Raw genomic sequence first — 25,710 nt, 5'->3', positions numbered from 1 at the left:
CGGATTAGCCACCGGTCACCTCCTTCGCGCGGGCGGTGAAGTCGTCGCCCCGGGCGGTGTAGCCGCTGTACATATCGAAGGAGGCACAGGCCGGCGACAGCAGCACCGCGTCGCCGGCCTGTGCCAGTTGCCGGGCCCGGGCCACGGCGGCGGCCATGTCCGCCACCCGTTCGCAGGGCACGCCGGCCAGGCCGTCGGCCACCTTGTCCGCGTCCTGACCCAGCAGCAGCGCCGCACGCAGGTATTGCCGGGCGGGCTCGCCCATGGGCGAGAATTCCTGGCCCTTGCCCTGACCGCCGGCGATCAGGATCACCTTACCCGGGATGGCCTCGCCGATGCCGGTGAGCGCCGCCAGGGTGGCCCCCACATTGGTGGCCTTGGAGTCGTTGATCCAGCGCACCTCACCGGCCTCGGCGATCAGCTGGCAGCGGTGCGGCAGGCCCTTGAATACCTTGATGGTGGCCAGGGCGGTGGCCCGGTCGAAGCCCAGGGCGTCGCTCATAGCCAGCACCGCCAGCACGTTCATGGCGTTGTGGTGGCCGGTGAGCGCCAGCTCGTCCAGGCGCAGCAGTTCCTCGCCCTGGCAGGTCAGCACCCGCCGCTCCGCGTCCAGGCGATAGTGCGCTTCCGGGTGGCTGCCGAAGGTGATTTCCCGGGGCGCCGGGTTCTGCGGTCGGGTGGCCAGATCGTCCCGGTTCCACACCGCCACCTGGCAGCCGTCGTAGATGCGCTGCTTGGCGGCCACGTAATCGCTGAACTTGCCGTAACGGTCCAGATGGTCCTGGGACACGTTGAGAATGCTGGCCACCTGGGCGTTCAGGCTGTAGGTGGTTTCCAACTGAAAGCTGGACAGCTCCAGCACGTACAGCGCCGCGTCCTCGCGCAGCAGGTCCAGGGCCGGCACGCCCAGGTTGCCACCCACGCCGGGCTTGGCGTCGCAGGCTTTCGCCACTTCGCCGAGCAGCGTGACCACGGTGCTCTTGGCGTTGGAACCGGTGATGCCCACCAGCGGGCGGCTGGCGGCGCGGGCGAACAGTTCGATGTCGCCGATCACTTCCTTGCCCTCGGCGGCCTGCTCGGCGATGGCCGGGGTGGACACCGCCACGCCGGGGCTGACGATCAGCCGGCGGGCACGCTTCATCCAGCCGCTCTTGAAGCCGCCGGTATGGATCTTGAGCTTGGGGTATTCGGCGCGCAGATGGTCCAGCCCGGCCGGAGCCTCACGGGTGTCCAGGGCGCGCGCGGGCATGCCCTGATCCGCCAGATAGCGGATCACGGAGTGCCCGGTAACCCCGAGACCAATGACCAGATCGAACGCGTCTTTCGGCATATATTTCTTATTCCGCCCTTTAGCGAATTTTCAGGGTCGCGAGACCCACCAGTACGAGAATCACGGTGATGATCCAGAACCGCACGATGATCTTCGGCTCCGGCCACCCTTTCAGTTCAAAGTGGTGATGGATCGGCGCCATGCGGAAAATGCGCCGGCCGGTGAGCTTGAACGAGGCCACCTGCAGCATCACCGACACGGTCTCCATCACGAACACGCCGCCCATGATGAACAGCACGATTTCCTGACGGACGATCACCGCCATCACGCCCAGCACCGCGCCCAGGGACAAGGCACCCACGTCGCCCATGAACACCTGCGCCGGGTAGGCGTTGAACCACAGAAAGCCCAGCCCGGCGCCGCACAGGCCGGCGACGATCACCACCAATTCGCCGGCCCCGGCGATGTAGGGAATCTGCAGGTAGGTGGCGAATTCCGCGTGGCCGCTGGCGTACGCGAACACGCCCAGCGCCGCCGCCACCAGCACGGTGGGCATGATCGCCAGGCCGTCCAGGCCGTCGGTGAGGTTGACCGCGTTGGACGCGCCGGTGATCACGAAATAGGTGAGCACCACATAGAACAGGCCCATGTTGAGCGCCACGGTCTTGAAGAACGGCACGATCAGTTGGGTTTCCGCCGGGCTCTGGGCGGTGAAATACAGGGCCAGGCCGGCGCCCAGGGCGCCCACCGACTGCCAGAAGTATTTCCAGCGGGCCGGCAGGCCGCGCGGGTTCTTCTCCACCACCTTGCGCCAGTCGTCCACCCAGCCCACGGCGCCGAACACGGTCAGCACCGCCAGGGTGATCCACACGAAGCGGTTGCCCAGGTCCGCCCACAGCAGGGTGGCGATGGCGATCGACACCAGAATCAGGCCGCCGCCCATGGTCGGGGTGCCGGCCTTGCTCAGATGGCTTTTCGGGCCGTCGTCGCGGATCGCCTGGCCGACCTGTTTTTCCTGCAGCTTGCGGATCATCACCGGGCCGATCCAGAACGCCAGGAACAGCGCGGTCAGCACCGCCAGAATGGCGCGCAGCGTAATGTACTGGAACACCGTGAAGCCGTTGTAGAGTCCGCTCAGTTGTTCCGCCAGCCAAAGCAGCATCAGTGCTGTCCCCCCTCATTATTGGTGAGCCGTTGCACCACCTGCTCCATGCGGGCGAAACGCGACCCCTTGACCAGTACCGTGCCGCCGGCGGCGAGAATTTCGCGCGCCAGGCCGGCGGCCTGGTCGTGGTTGTCCACCGGCCGGGCGCCGTCGCCGAAGCCGCGCGCGGCGGATTCGGCGCCGGGCACCGTGATCAGTGTGTCGAGACCGGCCCGCCGGGCGTCCGCGCCCAATTCGCCGATCAGTGTTTCCGTGTCCGGGCCGAGTTCGCCGATGGGCCCCAGCACCAGGGCGCGCGGCGCCGGACGGTCCGCCAGCCAGGCGATGGCGGCGCGCACCGAGCCCGGGTTGGCGTTGTAGGTATCGTCCACCAGGGTGCCGCCTTGCACGCTCAGCACATTCATGCGCCCGGGCACCGGCTTGAGCTGCTCCAGACGCGGCGCCACCACCGCCAGGTCCTCGCCCAGCGCCTGCACCGCGGCCAGCGCCAGCAGGGCATTGCCAACCTGATGGGCGCCCACCAGCGGCAGCCGCACACTCAGCCCCAGGGGCTGCAGCAGGAAGTCGGCGCCCTGCTCGTCCAGCCGCACCGACTCGGCGTACAGATCGCAACCGTCGGTGTGGCGCACGCCCACGCGCCGCACCCGCAGGCCCTGTTCGGTGGCGCGCTCGGCGAAGAAATCCGCATAGTGGTCGTCGTTGTTGACGATGGCGGTGGCGCCCTCGGCGCAGCCGGTGAAAATCTCGGCCTTGGCCCGGGCGATGCCGTCCATGCTGCCGAAGCCTTCCAGGTGCGCGCCGGTCACATTGGTGATCAACGCCACCCGCGGCTTGACCAGGGACACGGTCCAGGCGATTTCGCCGGGAGCGTTGGCGCCCAGCTCGATCACCGCGCGGCGGTGTTCCGGGCCCAGGCGCAGCAGCGTCAGCGGCACGCCGATGTCGTTGTTCAGGTTGCCGCGGGTGGCCAGGGTGCCCTCGCCCAGCAGCACGGCGATCATTTCCTTTACCGTGGTCTTGCCGGCGTTGCCGGTCACCGCCACCCGCGGAATCGGGAAGCGCGCGGCCTGGCCGGCGGCGATCCGACCCAGGGCCTGGCGGCCATCGGCGACGCGCACCTGGCGATCAAACAGGTCCTGATCGCGCTCCACCACCACCGCGCGGGCGCCGGCGGCGCGGGCCTGCTCCAGGAAGTCATGCCCGTCGAAACGGTCGCCGCGCAGGGCCACGAACAGGCTGCCGTCGATCAGGGCACGGCTGTCGGTGCTCACCGCGCTGATCTCCATGTCGTCACCCCGCAGCTCGCCGCCGGTCCAGTCGCGAATCTCGCTCAGACGCATCATGACGCGCCTCCCCGGCCCCACAGGGCCAGCGCTTCGCGGGCCAGTTCCCGGTCGTCCAGCGGCAGGCGCTCGCCCTGAATTTCCTGGTAGTCCTCGTGGCCCTTGCCGGCCACCAGCACCACGTCACCGGCCTCGGCGCCGGTCACCGCGCGGCGCACCGCCTCGCGGCGGTCCACGCGGGTGTCCATGGCCGCCGGGGCCCGGGCACCGGCCAGCATGGCGTCAAGAATCGCCTGCGGGTCCTCGCTGCGCGGGTTGTCGCTGGTCAGGATCACCCGATCGGCGCCGGCCTCGGCCACGGCGGCCATCAGCGGGCGCTTGCCGGTGTCCCGGTCGCCGCCGCAGCCGACCACGCAATGCAGGCGGCCCTGGAAATGCTCGCGCACCGCCGCCAGGGCTTTTTCCAGGCCATCCGGCGTGTGCGCGTAATCGACGATCACGGTGGGTTTGCCCGGTTCCAGGATCGGCTGCATGCGACCGGGCACCGGCGTCACCGCGGCCAGGGCGCTCTGCAGACGCTCCGGCGTGACACCGAAACCGTGCAGCACGCCGGCCACCGCCATCAGATTGCTGCGGTTGAAGGCGCCGAACAGGGGCACGGACACGTTCACCGCCTCACCGCCCACGGTGAAGCGCAGGTCCATGCCCCGCGGGTGCGGCTGGCAGGCCACGCAGCGCACGGTGGCGCCAGGTCGGGCACCGAAGGTGATGCAACGCACGCCGTCGTTGAGCCGTGTCAGCAGGGTCTGGGACGCCGGGTCGTCGTCGTTGATCACCGCCTGGCTCAGGTTCGGCCGGGTAAACAGAGCCACCTTGGCCAGCAGGTAGCTGTCCATGTCGCCGTGATAATCGAGATGATCGCGGCTCAGGTTGCTGAACACGGCGGCGCGGATCGGGGTGTCGCCCAGGCGGTGTTGATCCAGCGCGTGGGAGGACACTTCCATGGCCACCGCGTCGGCGCCGTCCTGGTACAGATCGCGCAGCCCCTGCTGCAGGCCGATGGGGTCCGGCGTGGTGTGGCCGGTGCCGCGCTCGCGGCCCTTCAGGCCCACGCCCAGGGTGCCCATCAGGCCGCAGTGGAAACCCAGCGCGTCCAGGGCGTCGCGCAGGAACCAGGTGATGCTGGTCTTGCCGTTGGTGCCGGTGACGCCGATCACCTTGAGGCGCCGGCCCGGCTGGTCGTAGAAACGGGCCGCCAGCACGCCCACCTGCCGGCGCAGGTCCGGCACCACCAGGTGCGCCACCGGATCGCTGGCGCGCACCGCGAAGGTGTCGCCCTCTTCCAGCACGGTGGCGGCGCCGGCACGCACGGCGGCGTCGATAAAGCGACGGCCGTCGGTCTGGTGGCCGGGCACCGCCAGAAACAGGTCGCCGCGCTGCACCGCGCGGCTGTCGAGGCGCAGCGCCGGCACCGGCCGGTCGCGCAGCGCCGCCGGCAGCGGGCAATCGGGCAGCAGCTGGCTCAGGGTGCTCATGAGCGGCCCTCCCCGTCCAGATCACCGGCGATCAGGCCGTCGGTCTTGTCCGGCGGCACGTGCAGGGTACGCAGTACACCGCTGACGATGGCGGAGAACACCGGCGCCGCCACCAGGCCACCGTAGTAGGCCTTGCCGCGCGGATCGTCGATCACCACCACGGCGGCGATGCGCGGGTTGGAGGCCGGGGCGATGCCGGCGAACAGGCCGATATAGCGGTCGTCGGCGTAGCCGTGGCGGGTGATCTTGTGCACCGTGCCGGTCTTGCCCGCCACCTGATAGCCGGGGATGCGCGCGCGGCTGGCGGTGCCTTCCAGGCTGACCACGGTTTCCAGCATGCGCACCAGGGAATCGGCGGTGTCCGCCGCGATCACCGCTTCGCCCTTGGGCGGCGTGTCGACCTTGGCCAGGGTCAGCGGCACCTTGCGGCCGTGGTTGGCCATGATCGCGTAGGCCTGGGCCAGCTGCAGGGCGGACACACTGACGCCGTAGCCGTAGGACAGCGCCGCCCGCTCCACGTCACGCCAGCGGGCGCGCAGCGGCAGCATGCCGTCGCTTTCCCCGGGGAAGGCGATGCCGGTGGGCTGGCCGAAACCGAACCGCTCCAGATAGCTGGGCAGCACCTGCGGCTCCATGGACAGCGCCAGCTTGCTGGTGCCCACGTTGGAGCTCTTGGTGAGCACCGTGGTCACATCGATGACGCCGTAATCGCGGTGGTCACGGATGGTCTTGGGTCCCACGCGCAGATAACCGGGATGGGTGTTGATCACCGTGGTCGGCGTCACCAGACCCTGCTCCAGGGCGGCGGCCACGGTGAACGGCTTCATGGTGGAGCCGGGTTCGAACAGGTCGGTGACCGCCCGATTGCGCAGGCTGGCGGTGTCCAGGTTGCCCCGGTTATTGGGGTTGTAGGCCGGCTGATTGACCATCGCCAGAATCTCGCCGGTCTTCACATCCAGCACCACCGCGGAGCCGCCGGCGGCCTGGAAGCGGCGGGTGGCGGCCAGCAGCTCCTTGTAGGCCAGGTACTGCAGGCGCAGGTCCAGGCTCAGGGTCACGTCCTGGCCGGGGGCGGCCGGTTCCAGCACCTCGATGTCCTGGATCACGCGGCCCAGCAGATCGCGCACCACCTGCTTGCGCCCGGCCTTGCCGGACAGGCGATCCTCGAACGCCAGTTCCACGCCTTCCTGACCGCGCTCGTCGATGTCGGTGAAGCCCACCACATGGCTGGTGACCTCGCCGGCGGGATAGTAACGGCGGTATTCGGTGAGCCGGTGGATGCCGGGAATGCCCTTGTCGAGGATGGTGGCGGCCTGCTCCGGCGCCAGGCCGCGAGCCAGGTAGATGAATTCCTTGTTCTTGTGACGCTCGATGCGCTTGGCGAAGTCGGCCCGGCTGATGATCGGGTTGTTGCCCAGCAGCGCCCACTTCTCGGGGTGCTCCAGGGCCTCGCTGGGGTTGGCCCACAGGGTGATCACCGGGGTGCTGACGGCCAGCGGCCGGCCTTCGCGGTCGCGAATCACGCCACGGTGGGCGGCCACCGGCTCCACGCGCAGATTGCGGATCTCGCCCTGGTGGGCGAGAAAATCGTGCTCGACCACCTGCAGCTGCACCGCCCGCGCCACCAGCACCGAGCCGCACAGCGCCCAGAAGCCCAGCACGAAGCGCCAGCGCAGCGTCCGGTTGGCTTGCCGTTTGGCCTTTTGTGACGTTCGGCGCGCCCCTTTCATGGCCGTATCAACACTCGCTCGTCGGTTTCCGGTAATTTCATGCCCAGCTCCTCACGGGCCAGGCGCTCCACCCGGGCGTAACTGCCCCAGGTACTGTGTTCCAGCAACAACTGGCCCCAACGGGTTTCCAGCTCCGCCTGCTCGCTGAGCAGTTGCTGGGTGCGGTCGGTGAGCCGGCGCGCCTCGTGGACGCTGTAGGCCACGCCCAGGGCCGAGGCCACCACCAGCAGCAGCAGCAACGGCGCCAGCCAGCGGGCGCTCATGCCACCTTCTCCGCCACCCGCAACACGGCGCTGCGGCTGCGCGCATTGACGCGCACTTCCGCCTCGCCGGCGCGCAGCGCCTTGCCCAGCGGCCGCAGCCGTTCGGGCGGTTCGTCCATCATCGGCAGGCCGCCCCGGCCCTTCGGGGCCAGGCCGGAGTGATCGCGGATAAACCGTTTCACCAGCCGGTCTTCCAGGGAATGGAAGCTGATAATGGCGAGACGCCCGCCGATGGCGAGCGTCTCAAGGGCTTGGTCCAGCACGTTGCGTAAGGCGTCCAGTTCCCCGTTTATATGAATACGCAGGGCCTGGAAGCTGCGCGTGGCCGGGTGCTTGCCCGGCTCCCCGCGTCCCAGGGCCGATTCGATCAGGGCCGCCAGCTCGCCGGTGGTGCGCAGCGGCTGCTGCTCGCGGCGCTCGCGGATGCGGCGGGCGATGCGGCGCGACTTGCGCTCCTCGCCGTACTGGTACAGCACGTCGGCGATGGCCTTCTCGTCGGCCCGGGCCAGCCAGTCGGCCACGCTCTCGCCGTGCTCCGGGTCCATGCGCATGTCCAGGGGACCGTCGCGCAGGAAGCTGAACCCGCGTGAGGCGTCGTCCAACTGCGGCGACGACACGCCCAGATCCAGCAACAGACCATCAATGGGCCGGCCCTCGGCGGCCACCAGCTCCGGCAGACAATCGAAGCGGGCACGATGAATGCGGAAACGACCGTCCTCGGCGGCCAGCCGTTCGCCGGTGGCCACCGCCTGCGGATCACGGTCGATCCCCACCAGGCGGGCGGCGGCATCGAGACGGGCCAGCAGCGCGCGGCTGTGACCGCCGCGCCCGAAGGTGCCGTCCACGTAAAAACCGTCCGCGCGGGTGGCCCACATTTCCAGTACCTCCTCCAGCATCACCGGCTGGTGCTCGTACTGCTTATTGTCGTTGCTCATACCCGCCGCCCTAACGACCCTAGAAGGACAGGGCCTGCACGCTTTCGGGCATGGCCTCCTGATCCAGGCTCTGTTGTTCCAGTTGGTTCCAGGTGTCCTCGGCCCAGATTTCGAAACGGTGCATCAAGCCCACCAGCATGGCGCGCTTCTCCAGACCGACCACGTCCCGCAGTTCCGGCGGTACCAGCAAGCGGCCGTTACCGTCCATTTCCATTTCCGCGGCCTGCCCCAGGAAACGGCGCTTGAGGGCGCGCACCTGGGCGTGGGCATCGCTCTGGCTCGCCACCTGACGGGCGATGTCCCGCCATTCCGGGGCGGGGTACATCACCAGGCAGGCGTCATAAGGGTGTTGGGTAAGCACGACACGGCCACCGCAAGCGCTGTTCAGCGACTCACGGTATCGGGTCGGCACGGTCAGCCGACCTTTTGCATCCAGATTGAGCGCGGTACGCCCGTTGAACACTGGCCTTCCCCTCTCTCGGGTTGAGTGCGGATCCTTCCCACTTCATGCCACCGGATGAGCGTTTTTCTCCACTTCATCCCACTTTTCACCACATTGCGACACTCTAGGTCCACGGGAATCGGCAAGTCAAGCTCGTCGAGATCGGCGAATGTAAAAGAAAATCTTTGAAAATCAGTTTGTTAGCTGCGTCACAGAGGGGGCGGAGAGGGTGTTGACGGGGGAGTTCTGAACGGAATCAAACGCCTGAGTGGCGTTTCCAAGAAAACACTTTAAGTGTTAGATTATTTTATTATATAAAATTTCAATGAAATAACTTTTTGCAGTTATTCCGGGTAAGTACTGACTCGCGGCGGAAGCCGGTACTGGCGGGGCTCCATCAAATCCGGGCCGCATTCCAGGTGCTCCAGCCAGTCCAGGAAGCGGGACACGGTGCCCGGCTGGTCGAAGTACCCGCCGTGCTGGGGGACGATCATCGCCGGGGCCAGTTCGCGGATCATGCGCACCCACAACCGGCAGGCCCGGTTGCCGGCCATATAACGCCGATGGAAGCCGGCCATGGCGGGGACGTGGTCCTCGAAGCGGCCCACCGCGCCCTCCTCGCCATCCAGGGACGCGCCGATGTCACCGGAAAACAGAATACGGCTGATCGGATCAAAGAAGCTGAAGTTGCCCACGGAATGCAGAAAGTGGGCCGGCAGCGCCCACAGTTCGGTATCACCGAACGGCAGCCGGGCGCCCTCGTCGGGCAGCGCCAGAATGCGCGCCTGCCATTGCTCCCCCACCCGACTGGTGACAAAGGTGGAGGCCAGATGAGGCAGGAACCGGGACCACAGCTTCGACACCGCCACCTTGCAGTCGGAATGCAGCATCCAGCGGGGCAGCGAGGCGATGATGTCCGGGTCCTGGTGGGAGGCGAGAATATAGTCCAGGGACTTGAGGTCCAGGTGACGACTCAGTTCGATGGTCAGCGGCGTGAAGGTGAGATCGCCGCCGGGATCGATCAGGGCGCCGTGACGGCCGTGGCGGATGGCGAACTGGTTGGCCTGAATGCCTTCGCCTTTCACCAGGTCCGCGTAGCGCACCACCCGGTGGTCCTCGTTCTCGAACAGAATATCCGCTTTGGCCATGAGTCCCCGATCCCCCCGTAGGTCTGGCGCGGAGGATAGCCGCCGGCGGCGGCCGGCGGACTGATCGGGGTCAAGGTTCGATGTTTGGGTGGACCGGTCGATAAGCCGGGTTCTGTCGTGGGCAGCCATTCATCTGGGACCCGCGTCGCCGCGGGCCTCTAGCGACCTACCCGGATCCAGCGCGGGCCACGCCATGGGATCCCTATTTGGTCTTGCTCCGGGTGGGGTTTACCCTGCCACCGCTGTTGCCAGCGGCGCGGTGCGCTCTTACCGCACCTTTTCACCCTTACCGCTTTCCGAGGAAAGTGGCGGTTTGTTTTCTGCGGCACTTGCCGTGACCGCGCCGTCGCCAGCGCGGCCCCCAGGCGTTACCTGGCACCCTGCCCTATGGAGCCCGGACTTTCCTCCAGTGGCGCGAAGCCACCAGCGGCTGCCTGACCGGTCCGGCGCGGAGCATAGCACGACAATGCCCCCGGTCGCTCCTACAGGTTTTCCAGGTAGGCATAGAGTTGCTGCCGCTTGAGGCCGGTGTGGGCGGCGAGAATGCGCGCCGCCCGGGACAGCGGCAGCTCCTCCAGCAACGCCCGGGCCAGGGCCCGGTCGCGCTCACCCAGCTCATCGCCCCGCGCCGCCGGCCCCAGCACCAGCACCAGTTCGCCGCGCCGCTGGTCCTTGTCGCCGCTCACCCATTCAAGAATCTCCGCCACCGGGCCCCGGCGCACGGTTTCGAAGCGTTTGGTCAGTTCCCGGCAGACGGTCAGTTCCCGGTCCGGAGCCACCTTGGGCGCCAGCGCCTCCAGCAACGACAGCACCCGGTGCGGCGCCTCATAGATGAGGGTGGTGACGTCGCTGCCGGCCAGGCGCTCCAGAGCCCGCTCCCGGGCGGCCCCCTTGGCGGGCAGGAACCCCTCGAACAGAAACCGGTCACTGGGCTGGCCGGACACCGCCAGCGCCGCCAGCAGCGCCGAGGCGCCGGGCACCGGCACCACCGTCACGCCGGCGTCCTGGCAGGCGCGCACCAGCCGATAACCGGGATCGCTGACCAGCGGCGTGCCGGCGTCGCTGATCAGGGCGCCCTGGTCGCCCTCCGCCAGACGCTTGACCAGTTCCGGCGTACGCTGCGCCTCATTGTGGTCGTGGTAACTGATCAGCCGGGTGCCGACGCCGATATGGTTCATCAGCGCCTGGCTGTGGCGGGTGTCCTCGGCGGCGATCCAGTCCACCTCGCCCAGCACCGCCAGCGCCCGGCGGGTGATGTCGTCGAGGTGACCGATGGGGGTACTGACCACATACAGGGTGCCGCTCATGAAGAGTTCCAGAAGTTGTGTAAAAGTTGGCGGCCGTCAGGGTGATTCACGCGCCGCAAACCGCCTACAATACCGGCACCGTTCCCGTAGTCGCAAAGGGTTGCCCCACCGCCATGGATTTTCGACCGGCTCGTCTGGCCACGATGGCACTGATTGTGTTCATCACCGGCTGTCAGTTACCCGCCCCCCAGGGCACCACGTCCGACCGGGACCGGGCCGCCCCCGCCCGCGAGGCCCCGCAACAGATCGCCGACGCCAACCAGCGGCTGGCGCAGCTGGCCGAGCCGGTGCGCACCGACACCGCCCTGGCCTGGGCCCGCTATTACCTGATCAACGACCGCGCCGCCGACGCCGGCGAGTTGCTCGACCAGGTGGACGACGGCAACGCCCAGACCCAGGACCAGCGCTATCACTGGCTGCGGCTGCGCACCCAGGCGCTGCTCGCCGAACAGCAACCGCAGCGGGCGCTGGACCTGCTCGACCAGCGCCAGGCCACCCTCAACGGGTTCGACGCCGGCCGCCAGGCGCGTATGAAACTGCTGCGCGCCGACGCCCTGGCCCTGGACGGCCGGCTGCTGGACAGCCTGCGCCAGCGGGTGGCGGTGGACGCCTTGCTCGACAATGACGACCAGCGCTACAACCGTAAGCTCACCTGGGAAGCCCTGATGAGCCTGCCCATGGAAGAGCTGGAGACCCGCTCCGGGCAGGCCACCGACGATCTGCGCGGCTGGATGGAGCTGGCGCTGCTGTACCGGGACCCGCAGGCCAACATCGATGCCCAGGTGCAGCGTCTGCAGGCATGGCGCGAGACCTGGCCCAACCACCCGGCCGCCCGCCAGCTGCCGGAAATGGTCGGCGCCCTGCAACAGGCCGCCCGGGAGCGCCCCCAGCGGGTGGCCGTGCTGCTGCCGGAAAGTGGCCCCCTGGCCCCGGCCGCCGAAGCCATCCGCGACGGCCTGATGACCGCCTTCTACAGTGCCGAGCAGGCGGGCAACCCGACCCCGGACCTGCGCTTCTACGATGTCAGCGACGCGGACATGCGCAGCGTGCTGCAGCGCGCCGTGGACGACGGCGCCCAATTCGTGATCGGCCCGCTGGCCAAGGACAAGGTGGCGGACCTGGCCGCCCTGGGCACCCCGCCGGTGACCGTGCTGGCGCTCAATTATCTGGATCAGGACAGCCGCCAGGCGCCGCTGTTCCAGTTCGGCCTGGCCCCGGAAGACGAGGCCCGGCAAATCGCCGATCAGGCCTGGCGCGAAGGCCATCGTCAGGCCGGCGTGCTGTATCCGGACAGCGAATGGGGCCGCCGCGTGGGCGAAGCCTTTATTTCCGCCTGGCAGGACCGGGGCGGCCAGGTCACCGTGGAAAGCGCCTTCCACGACGATGAGCTGGGCGACACCGTGAAAAGTCTGATGGACAGCGCCCGCCGCTATGACGGCAGCACCGGCCGGCGTCAGGAATATCAGCCCCGGCGCGGTGACAACATGAGCTTCCTGTTCATGGTCGCCAACCCCAACCAGGGCCGCCAGCTCAAGCCGCTGCTCAATTTCCATTACGCACGCAATCTGCCGGTGTACGCCACCTCCTACATCTACGACGGCACCCCGGCGCCGCGTCGGGATCAGGATCTGGACGGCGTGCGCTTCGTGGACATGCCGTGGATTCTTTATCAGGATACCCGTCTGCACCAACTGGCCCGGGAAACCTGGCCGGAGGGCCACGGTCGTTACAATCGTCTGTTCGCCATGGGCGTGGACGCCTACCGGCTGCAGGCGCGGCTCTACCTGCTGCGCACGGTGGCCGGCAGCGACCTGCCCGGCGTCACCGGCACTCTGCATCTGGACGGGGCGCGGCTGGTGCGCGAGTCCGACTGGGCGGAATTCCGCCGTGGCCAGCCGCAACCGCTGCCCCGCTTCGGCGGCGGCGCCTCGCTGGAGAACAACCGCTTCGATTGAGGGAACATCACCATTCTTTCCAGGGGGGAAAGAAGCCATGGAAGGCAACAACAGGGATTGGCGCAGGCAACGGGGCCTGCGCGCCGAGCGCCGCGTGCTCGAGTGGCTGCGCGAGCGCGGGCTGACACCGCTGGCGGCCAACTACCGCTGCCGGCTGGGGGAAGTGGATCTGATCATGGAGCACGGCGACACCCTGGTATTCGTGGAGGTGCGCTGGCGCGCCGGACGCGGCTACGGCGGCGCCCTGGCTTCCGTGGACACCCGCAAGCAGCGCCGTCTGGTTCGCGCGGCGCGTCATTTTCTCGGACGCTACCCGTTTCAGGCCCGCCGACCCTGCCGCTTCGACGTGGTGGGCCTGGAACCGGATGAACAGGGCGCGGTGCGCTATGATTGGATACAGAACGCTTTTTACGGAGACGGATAAATGAGTGTGGAGCGCATCAGACAATTGTTCGCCGAAAGCCTGGAAACCAAGGCCAAGGCCGGCGAGGTGCTGCCCGAGGTAATCGCCGCCGCCGGCCAGGTGATGGTCGAGTGCCTGCTCAACGGCGGCAAGATTCTCACCTGCGGCAACGGCGGCTCCGCCGGCGACGCCCAGCACTTTTCCTCCGAGCTGCTCAACCGGTTCGAGATGGAGCGGCCGGCCCTGCCGGCGGTGGCGCTGACCACCGATTCGTCCACGCTCACCTCGATCGCCAATGACTACAGCTACAACGAAATCTTTTCCAAGCAGGTGCGTGCCCTGGGCAACGCCGGTGACGTGCTGCTGGCGATCTCCACCAGCGGCAACTCCGCCAATGTGATCCAGGCGATCCAGGCCGCCCACGACCGGGAAATGAAGGTGGTCGCGATGACCGGCAAGGAAGGCGGCGAGATGGTGAACCTTTACGGCCCCGGCGACATCGAAGTGCGGGTACCGGCCACGTCCACTGCCCGCATTCAGGAAGTGCACCTGCTGGTGATCCACGCGCTTTGCGATTTCATCGACCAACAATTGTTTGGAGGCCCGTAATGCGTCACCTCGGCCTGATGGCCCTGCTGGCCACCCTGCTGCTGTCCGGCTGCGCCGCCATGACCAAGAACATGTCCCAGGAACCGGTGGACGCCGACCACGGCTCGCGCACCTTCGGCGCCTTCGTCGAGGACGGCAACATCGAGCGCAAGATCAAGATCAATCTGGCCCGCACCAGCGCCGAGCTGGACGAGAGCCACATCGTGGTGGTGAGCTTCAACGGCAATGTGCTGCTGGCCGGTGAAGTGGCCAGCGACGACCTGCGCGTGCAGGCCGGCAACATCGCCGACCAGGTGCGCCACGTGCGCCATGTGCACAACGAACTGAAAGTGTCCGGCAAGACCGGCACCCTGGCGCGCACCAACGACACCTGGCTGACCACCAAAGTGAAAAGCCGCCTGCTGACCCACAGCGAGACCCCGGGCTGGCGCACCAAGGTGGTGACGGTGAACGGCGTGGTCTACCTGATGGGCCTGCTCAGCCGCGCCGAAGCGGATTCGGTGGTGGCCCAGGTGCAGCAAGTCGGCGGCGTGCAGAAGATCGTCAAGATCATCGAATACGTGGACTGATCGCGGTTCACACCACCCGGTAAGGCTCCAGGGCGGCCAGGCCGTCCAGCGGGCCGATACCGGGTGCGTCCCCCAGGGCGGCCATGCCCTGTTCCACCCGATTGAGCGCGCCGGCCAGCTCGGTGCGCAGCGGATTGGGGTTGGCATCCACTTCCAGCGCCCCGTCACCGCCCACCGCCGCCAGCAAATGGCCGGAGGCCAGCAGGCCGATGCCGCCGCCCAGATAATGCGGAAAATACCGCAGCCCGGCGTCATTGATGGCCTTCGCCAGCGGCAGGCCGCGGCTCAGGCCGCCCCACTTGGCCACGTCCGGTTGCAGAATCGACAACGCGCCGCTGTCGATGGCCTCGCGGAAGCGGTCCTCGCCCATCAGGTTCTCGCCGGCGGACACCGGAATGTCGGTGAGCGCCGCCAGCGCCTGCCAGTCCGACCAGGGCGCGGTGCACAGCAGCGGCTCCTCGATCCACCCCAGACCCAGCCGGTTCAGCGCCGGCAGTTGCTCCCGGGCCTGTTCCAGGGTCCAGCCCTGGTTCACGTCCACCATCAATGAGGCCTGCTCGCCCAGGGTGTCGCGCAGCGCCGCCAGATTGGCCAGATCGCGCTCCGCGCCGAAGCCGATCTTCAGCTTGAAACGGGTGTAGCCCTCGGCCGCCCGCGCCGCCGCCAGCCGCTCCGGGGCGGTGGGGTTGAGGCCGCTGGCGTACACCGGGATACGGTCCGTGTCGCCGCCCAGATAGCGCCACAGCGGCTGGCCGGCGCGGCGCGCGCACAGGTCCCACAGCGCCAGGTCAATGCCGGACAGACACTGGGCGAACGGCCCGGGCTCGGCGCTCTGCAGCGCCAGCACCCGGGTGCCCGCCTCCAGGGCCAGGTACGCCGCCGCCGGCGACTCGAACTCCCGATCCACCAGCTGCGCGCGGAACACACTGTCCACCAGCCGGGCCCGGTGTTCCGCTCCCACCATCGGGAAGTTGCACCAGATTTCGCCCCAGCCCTGGTGGCCATCCTGGTCGGTGACCCGCACCACTACCATGGGCCGGTCCAGCATGGTGCCGAAGGAGGTCTGCACCGGGGTGTCCAGGGGGCAGCGGTAGACGAAGGTGTCGAGGGCGCGGACGGCCACCGGGTGGTTCATGCTTTCAGGTCCATTTCCAGATGAATGTAGTCGCCGCGGTAGGTGGCCTCGGCGACGTAAATGATGGTGTTGTCGGCGTCCACCAGCACCCGCCGCACATTGGCGATCGGGTCCCCCAGGGGCATGTCCAGCAGCCGCGCCACTTCCAGGTCCGCCTTGGCGATGGTGATGCTCTGCTTGGCCTGGGCCACGGTCAGGTCCAGGGACATCAGCACCGGCAGGATGATCTCGTTGCGAAAGCGTTTCTCCGCTTTCTTGAACACGCTCTTTTCCAGGTAGATGGAGATCACGCAGTACTTCACCCCCTGGCGGGCGTGCACCCGGCGCAGGTGGTGGTAGTGGGCCGCCGGGGTGCCGTCGGCGTCGGTGAGGCTGGGCGGGGTGCTGGAATCGGAAATATTGGTGACCACCGGCGTGTCGCCACGATAGGCCTCCACCAGCGCCTGCAGGGTGGTTTCCACCTTCACCGGATGCGGGCCGGTGCCGGCCTGCAGCACCAGGGTGCCGACCCCGCGCTGCACCTGGATCAGACCGGAGCGGGCCAGTAATTGCAGGGCCTGGCGCACCGTCACCCGGGACACCGCGAACTCCTTCATCAGCACCTCGATGGGCGGCAGCAGGCTGCCCTCCGCCCACACGCCGCGACCGATCCGGTAACGGATAATGTCCGCCACCTGCACGTACAGGGGGATCGGGCTGGCGCTCAGCAGCCCGCGGTCATCGTTGTGATCAGCCATCCATTCCCTTCCCTTTACTTCCCGGCAAACGCTTGACAGGAAACCTAGCATGTGGAAACGTTCGCATCAACTGATGTCCTAACATTAGGACTTCATGACTTCTCACCGCAAGGAGTACACGGTGTCCGACAAACAATACGACTACATCGTGGTGGGCGCCGGCTCGGCCGGCTGCATCGTCGCGAACCGGCTGTCCGCGAACCGCGACAACCGGGTGCTGTTGCTGGAGGCGGGCGGCTGGGACCGCAATTTCTGGCTGCACTTTCCGGTGGGCTACTACCGCTCGATTTACGATACCCGGGTGGCCCGCCTGTTCGACACCGAACCCTCCGAGGGCAGCGGCGGACGCAACATCGTCTGGCCCCGGGGCAAGGTGATCGGCGGCTCCAGCTCCATCAACGGGCTGATCTTCATTCGCGGCCAGCGCGAGGATTACGACAGCTGGGCCGAACAGGGCGCCAGCGGCTGGTCCTACGACGAGGTGCTGCCCTACTTCCGCCGTCTGGAGCGCTACACCGGCACCGACCGGGGCGACCGCAGTCGCGGCGACCGGGGCGAACTGGAAGTCTCGGACATGCGCACCAACAACCCGGCCTGCCAGGCCTGGCTGCGCGCCGCCGGGGAATACGGCCTGCCCTTCAACCCGGACATGAACAGCAGCGACACCCGGGGCGTCGGCCCCTATCAGCTGAGCCTCAAGGGCCGCTGGCGTTGCAGCTCCGCCAAGGCGTTTCTGACCCCGATCAAGGACCGCCCCAACCTGACCATCGTCACCGAGGCCCCGGCCAACCGGGTGGTGTTCGACGGCAACCGGGCGGTGGGCGTGGAATGGCGCCACCAGGGCCAGGTGCATCGAGCCGACGCCCGCCGCGAGGTGGTGCTGTGCGCCGGCGCCATCCAGACACCGCAGCTGCTGCAGCTGTCCGGCGTGGGCCCCGCCGAGCTGCTGCGCCGGCACGGCATCGAGCCGGTGCACGATGCGCCGGAGGTGGGCGCCAACCTGCAGGATCACTATCAGGTGCGCGCCATCTACCGGTTGAAGCGCAAGCTGTCCCTGAACACCGATGTGCGCAACCCCTTCAAGCTGGCGGGCATGGGCCTGGAATGGCTGCTGCGCGCCTCCGGTTCGCTGACCGTGGGCGCCGGCCAGGTGGGCGGCAGCGCCCGCACCCGCTACGCGGACGGCGACCGGCCGGACGTGCAGTTCAACGTGATGCCGCTGTCCGTGGACAAGCCGGGCACGCCGTTGCATCGCTACCCCGGCTTCACCGCCTCGGTGTGGCAGTGCCACCCCCGGTCCCGGGGCCAGGTGCGGATCGCCTCCGCCGACCCGGCGGCGGCGCCGATCATCGAGCCCCGCTATTTCTCCGACCCCCATGACCGCAAGGTGATCGTGGAGGGCATGAAAATCCTTCGCGACATCGCCCGCCAGCCCGCGTTCCGGGATCTCTGGGACGTGGAAATGGAGCCCGGCGAACAGGTGGACGGCGACGAGGCCCTGTGGGAGTCCGCCCGCCAGCGCGGCGGCACCGTGTTCCATTGCGTGGGCACCTGCCGCATGGGCAGCGACGACGGCGCCGTGGTCGACCCCCGTCTACGCGTGCGCGGCGTGCACGGCCTGCGCGTGGTGGACGCCTCGGTGATGCCCCAGGTGACCTCCGCCAACACCAATGCGCCCTCGCTGATGATCGGCGAGAAAGGCGCGGCCCTGATTCTTGAAGACGCCAACCCGGAGTCCTGACATGAAATTCGATTACCAACATCATCTCGGCGGCGGCACGCCCTTCCACACCGTCAATCCGGCGCACCCGGACCAGGTGGTGGGCGGCTACGCGGAAGTGACCGCCCCGGACGCCGTGGACCGGGTGCTCGACCAGGCCGCCCGGGCCCAGGCCGAATGGGCCGGGGTGCCCCCGGTGGCGCGCGGCGACCGGCTGCTGGCCTTCCTCGACGAGGTGGTGGCGAACGTGGACCGCATCGCCGAAGCGATCACCCTGGAACAAGGCAAGCCGCTTAACGAAGCGCGCAACGAGATCCTCAAGGGCTGCGCCGAAGGCCGCTTCATGGCCGGCGAGGCCGCCCGTCAGCAACTGCAGACCACCGCCGCCGCCCGCCCGCGCGTGCGCAACCTGATCCTGCGCCGGCCGCGCGGCACCCTGCTGGCCATCTGCCCGTGGAATTTCCCGGCGATGACGCCGCTGCGCAAACTGTGCCCGGCCATCGCCTTCGGCAACGCGCTGGTGATCAAACCGTCCCAGTTAACCCCGGCTGCGGCCTTCCTGCTGGCGGACATCGCCGAGCGCCACTTCCCCGCCGGTCTGGTACAGGTGCTGCCCTGCGGCGGCACCTTCGCCAGCCAGCTTACCGCCGCCGGTCGCTTCGACGGGGTCAGCTTCACCGGGTCAGTGGCGGTGGGCCGCAAGGTTGGCCTGGCCGCCGCCGAGGGTCTGGTGCCCGCGCAACTGGAACTGGGCGGCAAGAACGGCGTGATCATCAACGACAGCGCCGACCTGGACGGCTGCCTGGATCAGGTGTTCGGCGCCGCCTTCCAGACCGGTGGCCAGCGCTGCACCAGCCTCAGCCGGGTGATCGTGCATCGCGACCTGCATCAAGCCGTGGTGCGGGGACTCACCGACCGGGCCCGGGCATTGCGGCTGGGCGATGGCCTGGACGAGGGCACCACCCTGGGCCCGCTGTGCAACGGCGCTCATTTCGACAGCGTCAAAACGCTCACCGCCCGGGCGGTGGACGAAGGCGCCCGCCTGGTCATCGGCGGCGAGGCGGTGGATGTCCCCGGCTGCGAGGGCGGCTATTTCTTCGCGCCCACCCTGCTGGATCACGCCGGCGTGTCCGACACCGCCAGCCGTCAGGAAATCTTCGGCCCGGTGCTCTCGGTGCTGCCCTACCAGGACGCCGACCAGGCGCTGACGATTCTCAACGACACCGAATACGGGCTCACCTCCAGCCTGTTCTCGGATTCTCACGCGCTGATCCAGCGCTTCCTGGACGAGAGCCGCAACGGAATGCTGCACGTGAACAACGGCACGGTGCCGGACGTGAACATGCCGTTCGGCGGCATGAAGCACTCCGGGCTGGGCGCGTACTCCGTGGGCGCCTCCGCGTCCGCTTTCTATACCATCGAGCAGGCCGCCTATCTGGCCTGGTAAAAAAACGACAGGGTGATAATCATGAAAACAATCGCCAAGCTGGCCCTACTCGCCACCGTTTTGTGGACCGCCACGGTGGCCGCCGACACCCCCAATCCGTTCGACTACCGGTCGGTGCCCAAGGAAGGCGACCAGATCACCATGCGTCTGGCCCATTCGCTGAACATGGAATGGAGCTCCCAGACCGTGGCGCTGAAGCGTTTCGCGGAACTCGTGGCCATCTACAGCGACAACCGTATCCGGCCGGTGATTTTTCCCGGCTCGCAGCTCGGCAGCGAAAAGGAAATGCTGCAACAGGCCCGTCAGGGTGTGATCCAGGTGACGCTGCCGGCCACCAACAACATGGCCCAGGTGGCACCCAGCCTGAACGTGCTGCTGCTGCCCTACCTGACCCAGAGCACGGAAGAGTCGAACTATCTGCTGGACCACATTACCCCGGTGCTGCAGCCGCGGGTGATCGAGGAAGCGGGGGTGCGCATCGTCGGCTGGGAAAACACCGGCTGGCGGCATTTCTTCTACAACGCGCCGCAGCCCATCGAAACGCCGGCGGATCTGGCACCGCTGAAAATGCGCGTGCCGCCCAACGCGATCATGCTCGGCACCTACAAATCCTGGAACGCCTCGCCGGCGCCGATCGCCTGGAACGAGCTGTACAGCGCGCTGCAACAGGGCGTGGTGGAAGGGGGCGACAGCCCGGTCAGCGACATCATCGGCATGAAATTCGACGAGGTGATCAGCCGCATCTCCCGGTTGCACTACACCATCCTCACCCATCCCATCGTGGTGTCCGAGCGCTGGTTCCAGGATCTCGATCCGGAGCTGCAGGAGGCGGTGCTGCGAGCCGGTCGGGAAACCACCGAATACGTGCGCTGGTGGCAACCGCTGGACGAAGCCCGCTGGTGGAAGCTGGCGGAGGAGGCCGGCGTCGAGATCGATGACATCGAGGACGAGACGCCGTGGGCGGAAAAGGCCCGCGCCGCCTGGCCCAACTACTACCACCTGATCGGCAAGGACGGCGAGGCGCTCGCCGACAAAGCGCTGACCATTCTTGAGTCCTACAAGGCCGACCAACAATAAAACAATCCGCCCGAGGCCGGGATGGCACCCGTCGTCCCGGTGGGAGAAAAACATGTACAACCTGCTGAGAAAGTCCCAACTGGCCCTGTGCCATCTGTTGCTGTCGGGCATGGTGCTGGCCCTGCTGCTGCAGATTTTCGGCCGTAGCTTCAATGCCGGCCTGGAATGGACCGAGGAGCTGTCCCGGTTCGCCTTTATCTCGTTCGTCTTTATCAGCGCCAGCTATTCGTCGCTGACCAAATCCGACCTGCGCATCGGCGTGTTTTCCGACTGGCTGAGCCGGCGCCTGGGCCGGGGCCTGGTGGAAGGCATCACCACCGCCCTGCTGCTGCTGTTCGATGTGCTGATGATCATCTACTGCTACCGCAACGTGATCGACGGCATCAAGTATCCCAGCGTATCCCCGGTGCTCGGCTTCAATACCAACTATCTGTTCGTGGTGTTGATTCTGGCCTTCGTGCTGTCCGCGCTGAGTCGTCTGTTCGGGCATAACGCCCGCGGCGAGGCCGGGGAGGGTCTGGCATGACCACCGTCCAATGGGTACTGATCATCATGCTGCCGGCGCTGCTGCTGCTCGGCGTGCCGATCTACGCGGCGCTGGGCCTCACCGGCTTCGCCGCCGCCTGGTTCCTGGGCGCCGATCTGGTGTTCGCCGCGCAGAGCATTTTCAACGGCGTGGACAATTTCGCGCTGCTGGCGATTCCGGCGTTCATTCTGGCCGGCAACATCATGGAGAAGGGTGGCCTGACCCACGACATCATTCGCATCTTCCGGCGCATGTTCGGGCACATTCCCGGCAGCCTGGGGATGGTGACGATCCTGTCGTGCATGTTCTTCGCCGCCATCTCCGGCTCCGGGCCGGGCACCGTGGCGGCGATCGGTTCGATCATGATTCCGTCCATGGTGCGCTACGGTTACCCGGCGCCCTACGCCGCCTCGGTCACCGCCACCGGCGGCACCCTGGGCATTCTGATTCCGCCCAGCAACCCGATGATCATCTACGCCATCATCGCCAACGTCTCCATCGCCGACGTGTTCGCCGCCGGCCTGCTGCCCGGCCTGCTGATGGGCGTGGTGCTGGTGTTCACCGCCTATGTGCTGGCCAAACGATCCGGCGCCGTGGTCAACCCGGTGCACGAACAGGAGGATGAGGACGAAAGCCTGGGGTCACTGATCTGGCACGCCAAGTTCGCCCTGTTCCTGCCGGTGCTGATTCTCGGCGGCATCTACTCCGGCCTGTTCACGCCGGTGGAAGCCTCGGTGGTGGCGGTGTTCTACGCGCTGGTGGTGGCCCGCTTCGTGTACCGGCAGCTGGACGCGCGGGCACTCCATGAAGCCTTCGAACAGACCCATCGCATCTCCGGCGCGCTGATGATCGTGGTGGCCTGCTCGGCGCTGCTGGCCAAGGTGATCACCCTGGAAACCATCCCGCAGCAGATTTCCGCGGCCATGTCCGGGGTGTCCACCAACCCGCTGGTGATTCTGCTGTGGATCAACGTGTTTCTGATTCTGGTGGGCACCTTCATGGAAACCATGTCGGCGATCATCATTCTGGCGCCGATCCTGGTGCCGCTGGTCACCGCCTTCGGCATCAACCCGGTGCACTTCGGCATCATCCTGGTGACCAATATCCAGATCGCTTTCCTGACGCCGCCGCTGGGGGTCAACCTGTTCGTGTCCAGTCAGATATCCGGGGTGCCGGTGGAGAAGATCATTCGCAGCATCTGGCCGTTCCTGCTGGCCCTGCTGGGGGTGCTGGCGCTGGTGACCCTGTTCCCGCAGATCAGCCTGTGGCTGCCCGACCTGCTCAGATCCTTGCGCTGAGTTCTTTTCGACCCGCCTCCCCGGCGGGTCTTTTTTTATCCGCCCCGATGGCGGGTCTCAAGGCTGGTTGTGGCGAAGCATGTAGCGGGCGGTCTGGTAAAAGCCTTCCAGCATCGCCTTACGCTGCTCCAGCAGTTCCGGACGGGCTTCGTTGACCGGCTCGTTCAGGGCCGGGTTGTCCAGAGCGTACAACCGGGGCCGGTCGCCGTCGTACTGCATGCTCATATGATAATCGGCGCCGAGCAACCCGATCAGCGGGTTCTGGCTGCGGTTGCCGCCAAAGGTGAGCGCGTAGAACGGCCCCTCGGTGTTGAGCAGATCGCGCCCCAGGGTGCGGTTCTCATAGGGCAGTCCGACGAGGCCCAGGGCGGTGGGCATGATGTCCACCAGACTGGCCGGATGCTCGATCACGCGCGGCTCATCCAGCACCCCCGGACCGTACAGAATCAACGGCACATGGTGCTTGTCCAGGCCCAGGGATTCGCTGTAACCCATATGGTTTGACGACTCGGAGCGGTCGTTATGATCGCCGTAAAGGATGTACAGGGTGTTGTCCCCGTAGGCTTCGCTGGCGGCCAGCTCGTTGATGAAACGGCCCACGTTGTGGTCCAGCAGCCGCACCGCGTTGTACTGGTCGTTGCCCAGAAAGCTGTGCTTCTGCACCTCCCCTTCCGGCGGCTGTTTGCTTTCAAACCCTGAGCCGTCGTCGGGAATGGTGAAAGGACGATGGTTGCCGGCGGTCTGGATAAAGGCGATGAACGGCTGATCCGGATCCAGTTCGCTGAGGCGCCGGTGGGCGGCGTCGAACAGGGAGCGGTCGGAGATGCCCCACACGTCCACGTTGGGCGCGTCGTAGTCACCGGCCTCGTGCAGCTCCAGATCGCGGATATTGTTGGTCAGCAAGCCGCTGATATTGGCCCAGCCGGCGTTGCCGCCGATAAAGTAGAACCGCTGGTAGCCCTTGAAGGCGTTCACCAGGGTGTATTGATTGACGATCTGAGGATTGCGCGACGCGGTGGAGCCGCCCCAGGTCACGTCGGGAATGCCGGTGACCAGGCCGAACACGGTGCGCGCCGTGCCGCTGGACGGCACCATGAAGTTGGGGAAAAAGTAGCCCTGGTGACCGAGCGCGTCCAGGTTGGGCGTGGCCTCCATGGGGTTGCCGTACAGACCCATCCGGTTGGCGCCCATGGATTCCAGATGAATCAGAATCACATTGGGCGGGCGACCGCCGCGCGGATGCCCCTGAACCTGACGGGCGAAGTCGAATTCCCCGTCCTCCGGGTGGCGGGCGTCCTCCGGCACATCCAGGTAATCGGCCATCCACTCATAGTGGCGTGCCAGGGCGTCCGGGTCGTGCTTGCGGGTGCCGGTGGTCAGGGTGTCGTAGAAGAACACCGCCGGGTTCAGACCCAGGGCGGCCACCTGTTGATTGTTGGCGAAGTAGGCGTCGCTCCAGCGCAGCGGTACCTCGCCGAACTGGCCCATGATGCCCAGCGCATAAAGGTAGATGCAGGCCACGCTCACCAGGATGCCGGCCAGCCAGCCCCGGCGCGGCGGGCTGCCGGCGGTGAAGCGGCGCACCCAGCGCCGGCCGGCCCAGCCACACGCCAGAGCGGCGGCGATCAGCAGCAGTGCCAGCGGAATCACCGGATAGCTTTCCCACACCATCAGCAGCGAATCCCGGCGGTCCTCGAAGAACCGCAACACGGAACTGTTCAGGCGTTCCGCCAGGTAGCTGTAATGGGCGAAGTCGGCCACGTAGGTGAGCGTCAGGGCGGCGCCGGCCAGGGCCAGCCAGGCCACCGCCAGACCCCGGGCGACACGCCCCCGACGCAGACCAAGCACGCCGGGCAGCAGGCTGAGCAGCGCCACCGGCAGAGCCACCAGTAACGCCACCCGCAGGTCGAACCGCACGCCCACGCCGAAGGCCTGCCACAGCTCGTCGTGGTTGAGCCCCTGATCGGCAATGAAAACCAGATAGAAAGCGACGCGAAGAAGCACCGCCACCGCGAAAACAACCAGAACCAGACCCAGAACCAATCGCAATCGCGGCGACAGAAATCGCTTCATTTATTGGACTACCTTTATTTGACGACCTTGAGGTGGCTGGCCCGGGAGGGCTTGTTGTCCTCGCCCTCGTCCGGCCCGGGGGCGGGCGGCTCCGGGGGCGGCTCCACCGGCTCGAACGCCATGCCCTGGCCGTTCTCCCGGGCGAACACCGCCATCACCGCCTCCACCGGCACACGCACGGTGTGCGGCACGCCGCCGAAGCGAGCGGAAAAGGAGATCTCTTCATTGCCGGCCTCGAAGGCGGTGACCGCCCGGGGCGCGATATTCAGTACGATCTGGCCGTCCTGGACGAACTCCTGCGGCACCTCGGCGCCGGGGTAGCGGGCGTCCACCGCCAGGTGGGTGGTCAGACCGTTGTCGCAGATCCATTCGTGCATCGCCCGTATCAGATACGGGCGATTGGGGGTCATCTCGTCACTCATGGCTTACAGTTGCTGACGCAGTTCGCGCTCGGCCTCGGACAGGCTGACCTGGAACGCATCGCGGTCGAACAAGCGCTCGGCGTAGTCGATCAGCGGCTTGGCCTGTTTGGCGGGCAGGTCGACGCCCATGGCCGGCAGCCGCCACAGAATCGGACCGATCACGCAGTCCACCAGGGTGAATTCCTCGCTCATGAAGAACGGCAGCTCGTTGAAGATCGGCGCCGTGGCGATCAGCCCCTCACGCAGTTCCTTGCGGCGTTTGTTCAGGGAGGCTTCTTTCTCCTCGCCGATCAGCAGCGCGTCCACGTGATGGCACCAGTCGCGCTCGATGCGGTGGATCAGCAGCCGGCTTTGCGCCCGGGCCACCGGATACACCGGCAGCAGCGGCGGATGCGGGAAGCGTTCGTCCAGATACTCCATGATCACCGTGGACTGATACAGCGTCAGTTCCCGGTCCACCAGGGTCGGCACCTCGTTGTAAGGGTTCAGCGAGGCCAGGTCTTCCGGCTTATCGCCGTTGTCCACGTCGACGATGTCCACGGTGACGCCTTTTTCCGCCAGAACGATGCGTACCCGATGGCAATAATGATCGTTCGGGGAGGAAAAAAAGGTCATCGAGGAACGTTTGGTCACCACACCCATGGTCGAGTCATCTCCACGC

General features: G+C 67.1%; 24 protein-coding genes and 1 other RNA gene. 9 read left to right on the top strand and 16 right to left on the bottom strand.

Annotated features, from left to right (window positions below):
- Positions 1-4: 4 nt before the first annotated feature.
- The 11 genes from murD to rsmI all read right to left on the bottom strand — a co-directional run bounded on the left by murD (position 5) and on the right by rsmI (position 11,078).
- Positions 5-1,330 (bottom strand): UDP-N-acetylmuramoyl-L-alanine--D-glutamate ligase, encoded by a 1,326-nt coding sequence (murD, locus tag ACLD0W_RS08040; protein ID WP_410306971.1) that lies wholly within the window; start codon positions 1,328-1,330, stop codon positions 5-7.
- Positions 1,331-1,349: 19 nt separating this feature from the next.
- Positions 1,350-2,432, bottom strand: coding sequence for a phospho-N-acetylmuramoyl-pentapeptide-transferase (gene mraY, locus ACLD0W_RS08035; RefSeq protein ID WP_410306970.1), 1,083 nt, complete (start codon positions 2,430-2,432; stop codon positions 1,350-1,352).
- On the bottom strand, positions 2,432-3,778 hold the full coding sequence (gene murF, locus ACLD0W_RS08030; RefSeq protein ID WP_410306969.1) for a UDP-N-acetylmuramoyl-tripeptide--D-alanyl-D-alanine ligase: 1,347 nt from the start codon (positions 3,776-3,778) through the stop codon (positions 2,432-2,434). Before murF ends, mraY begins: the two co-directional genes overlap by 1 nt.
- Complete coding sequence (locus tag ACLD0W_RS08025; protein ID WP_410306968.1) at positions 3,775-5,253, bottom strand: UDP-N-acetylmuramoyl-L-alanyl-D-glutamate--2,6-diaminopimelate ligase; 1,479 nt, start codon at positions 5,251-5,253, stop codon at positions 3,775-3,777. The genes murF and ACLD0W_RS08025 overlap by 4 nt, the downstream gene beginning before the upstream one ends.
- Positions 5,250-6,983: a peptidoglycan D,D-transpeptidase FtsI family protein gene (locus ACLD0W_RS08020; protein WP_410306967.1), complete on the bottom strand. Its 1,734-nt coding sequence runs from the start codon at positions 6,981-6,983 to the stop codon at positions 5,250-5,252. Before ACLD0W_RS08020 ends, ACLD0W_RS08025 begins: the two co-directional genes overlap by 4 nt.
- Positions 6,980-7,246, bottom strand: a complete 267-nt coding sequence (gene ftsL / locus ACLD0W_RS08015) for a cell division protein FtsL (RefSeq protein ID WP_410306966.1) — start codon at positions 7,244-7,246, stop codon at positions 6,980-6,982. The genes ACLD0W_RS08020 and ftsL overlap by 4 nt, the downstream gene beginning before the upstream one ends.
- Positions 7,243-8,181, bottom strand: coding sequence for a 16S rRNA (cytosine(1402)-N(4))-methyltransferase RsmH (gene rsmH / locus ACLD0W_RS08010; RefSeq protein ID WP_410306965.1), 939 nt, complete (start codon positions 8,179-8,181; stop codon positions 7,243-7,245). Before rsmH ends, ftsL begins: the two co-directional genes overlap by 4 nt.
- A gap of 19 nt (positions 8,182-8,200) precedes the next feature.
- Entirely contained in the window at positions 8,201-8,644 is a 444-nt protein-coding gene (mraZ, locus tag ACLD0W_RS08005) for a division/cell wall cluster transcriptional repressor MraZ (RefSeq protein ID WP_138774129.1), read from the bottom strand.
- A 323-nt stretch (positions 8,645-8,967) separates the two neighbouring features.
- On the bottom strand, positions 8,968-9,771 hold the full coding sequence (locus ACLD0W_RS08000; protein WP_410306964.1) for an MBL fold metallo-hydrolase: 804 nt from the start codon (positions 9,769-9,771) through the stop codon (positions 8,968-8,970).
- 85 nt (positions 9,772-9,856) lie between these two features.
- Positions 9,857-10,217, bottom strand: an RNA gene (gene rnpB / locus ACLD0W_RS07995) — RNase P RNA component class A.
- A gap of 36 nt (positions 10,218-10,253) precedes the next feature.
- Positions 10,254-11,078: a 16S rRNA (cytidine(1402)-2'-O)-methyltransferase gene (gene rsmI, locus ACLD0W_RS07990; RefSeq protein ID WP_410306963.1), complete on the bottom strand. Its 825-nt coding sequence runs from the start codon at positions 11,076-11,078 to the stop codon at positions 10,254-10,256.
- A gap of 113 nt (positions 11,079-11,191) precedes the next feature.
- Between rsmI and ACLD0W_RS07985 the strand changes: the two genes are divergently transcribed.
- From ACLD0W_RS07985 to ACLD0W_RS07970, 4 genes are read left to right on the top strand one after another with little or no spacing between them, the layout of a single operon-like run.
- Positions 11,192-13,033 carry a penicillin-binding protein activator gene (locus ACLD0W_RS07985; protein WP_410306962.1) on the top strand — a complete coding sequence of 614 codons (1,842 nt, stop codon included), beginning with the start codon at positions 11,192-11,194 and terminating at the stop codon, positions 13,031-13,033.
- A 37-nt stretch (positions 13,034-13,070) separates the two neighbouring features.
- A complete protein-coding gene (locus ACLD0W_RS07980; RefSeq protein ID WP_410306961.1) occupies positions 13,071-13,457 on the top strand; it encodes a YraN family protein in 387 nt (128 codons plus the stop codon).
- Entirely contained in the window at positions 13,458-14,045 is a 588-nt protein-coding gene (locus ACLD0W_RS07975; protein WP_204426892.1) for a phosphoheptose isomerase, read from the top strand.
- Positions 14,045-14,614 carry a BON domain-containing protein gene (locus ACLD0W_RS07970; RefSeq protein WP_410306960.1) on the top strand — a complete coding sequence of 190 codons (570 nt, stop codon included), beginning with the start codon at positions 14,045-14,047 and terminating at the stop codon, positions 14,612-14,614. Before ACLD0W_RS07975 ends, ACLD0W_RS07970 begins: the two co-directional genes overlap by 1 nt.
- Positions 14,615-14,621: 7 nt before the next feature.
- On the opposite strand, the gene ACLD0W_RS07965 is transcribed toward ACLD0W_RS07970, so the two are convergent.
- Together ACLD0W_RS07965 and ACLD0W_RS07960 are read right to left on the bottom strand one after the other, a co-directional pair.
- Complete coding sequence (locus ACLD0W_RS07965; protein WP_410306959.1) at positions 14,622-15,749, bottom strand: mandelate racemase/muconate lactonizing enzyme family protein; 1,128 nt, start codon at positions 15,747-15,749, stop codon at positions 14,622-14,624.
- A complete protein-coding gene (locus ACLD0W_RS07960; RefSeq protein WP_410306958.1) occupies positions 15,746-16,486 on the bottom strand; it encodes a GntR family transcriptional regulator in 741 nt (246 codons plus the stop codon). Before ACLD0W_RS07960 ends, ACLD0W_RS07965 begins: the two co-directional genes overlap by 4 nt.
- 121 nt (positions 16,487-16,607) lie before the next feature.
- On the opposite strand from ACLD0W_RS07960, the gene ACLD0W_RS07955 reads away from it, so the two are divergent.
- The 5 genes from ACLD0W_RS07955 to ACLD0W_RS07935 are packed head-to-tail and all read left to right on the top strand — an operon-like array spanning position 16,608 to position 22,554.
- Positions 16,608-18,227, top strand: a complete 1,620-nt coding sequence (locus ACLD0W_RS07955; RefSeq protein WP_410306957.1) for a GMC family oxidoreductase — start codon at positions 16,608-16,610, stop codon at positions 18,225-18,227.
- A 1-nt stretch (position 18,228) separates the two neighbouring features.
- Positions 18,229-19,653 carry an aldehyde dehydrogenase family protein gene (locus tag ACLD0W_RS07950; RefSeq protein WP_410306956.1) on the top strand — a complete coding sequence of 475 codons (1,425 nt, stop codon included), beginning with the start codon at positions 18,229-18,231 and terminating at the stop codon, positions 19,651-19,653.
- Between the two features lie 21 nt (positions 19,654-19,674).
- Entirely contained in the window at positions 19,675-20,730 is a 1,056-nt protein-coding gene (locus ACLD0W_RS07945; protein ID WP_410306955.1) for a TRAP transporter substrate-binding protein, read from the top strand.
- A 52-nt stretch (positions 20,731-20,782) separates the two neighbouring features.
- Positions 20,783-21,256, top strand: a complete 474-nt coding sequence (locus tag ACLD0W_RS07940) for a TRAP transporter small permease (RefSeq protein ID WP_410306954.1) — start codon at positions 20,783-20,785, stop codon at positions 21,254-21,256.
- Positions 21,253-22,554: a TRAP transporter large permease gene (locus ACLD0W_RS07935; protein ID WP_410306953.1), complete on the top strand. Its 1,302-nt coding sequence runs from the start codon at positions 21,253-21,255 to the stop codon at positions 22,552-22,554. Before ACLD0W_RS07940 ends, ACLD0W_RS07935 begins: the two co-directional genes overlap by 4 nt.
- A gap of 57 nt (positions 22,555-22,611) precedes the next feature.
- On the opposite strand, the gene ACLD0W_RS07930 is transcribed toward ACLD0W_RS07935, so the two are convergent.
- From ACLD0W_RS07930 to ACLD0W_RS07920, 3 genes are read right to left on the bottom strand one after another with little or no spacing between them, the layout of a single operon-like run.
- The gene (locus tag ACLD0W_RS07930; protein WP_410306952.1) at positions 22,612-24,627 is read right to left on the bottom strand and encodes an LTA synthase family protein; all 2,016 of its coding nucleotides are present in this window, start codon (positions 24,625-24,627) and stop codon (positions 22,612-22,614) included.
- A 14-nt stretch (positions 24,628-24,641) separates the two neighbouring features.
- A complete protein-coding gene (locus ACLD0W_RS07925) occupies positions 24,642-25,049 on the bottom strand; it encodes a ClpXP protease specificity-enhancing factor (protein ID WP_410306951.1) in 408 nt (135 codons plus the stop codon).
- Positions 25,050-25,052: 3 nt separating this feature from the next.
- Complete coding sequence (locus ACLD0W_RS07920) at positions 25,053-25,691, bottom strand: glutathione S-transferase N-terminal domain-containing protein (RefSeq protein ID WP_204426903.1); 639 nt, start codon at positions 25,689-25,691, stop codon at positions 25,053-25,055.
- Positions 25,692-25,710 lie beyond the last annotated feature (19 nt).

This window comes from Alloalcanivorax sp. C16-1 (genome assembly GCF_046507805.1).
Taxonomy (GTDB): Bacteria; Pseudomonadota; Gammaproteobacteria; order Pseudomonadales; family Alcanivoracaceae; genus Alloalcanivorax.
This window is presented reverse-complemented; position numbering and strand designations above follow the sequence as displayed.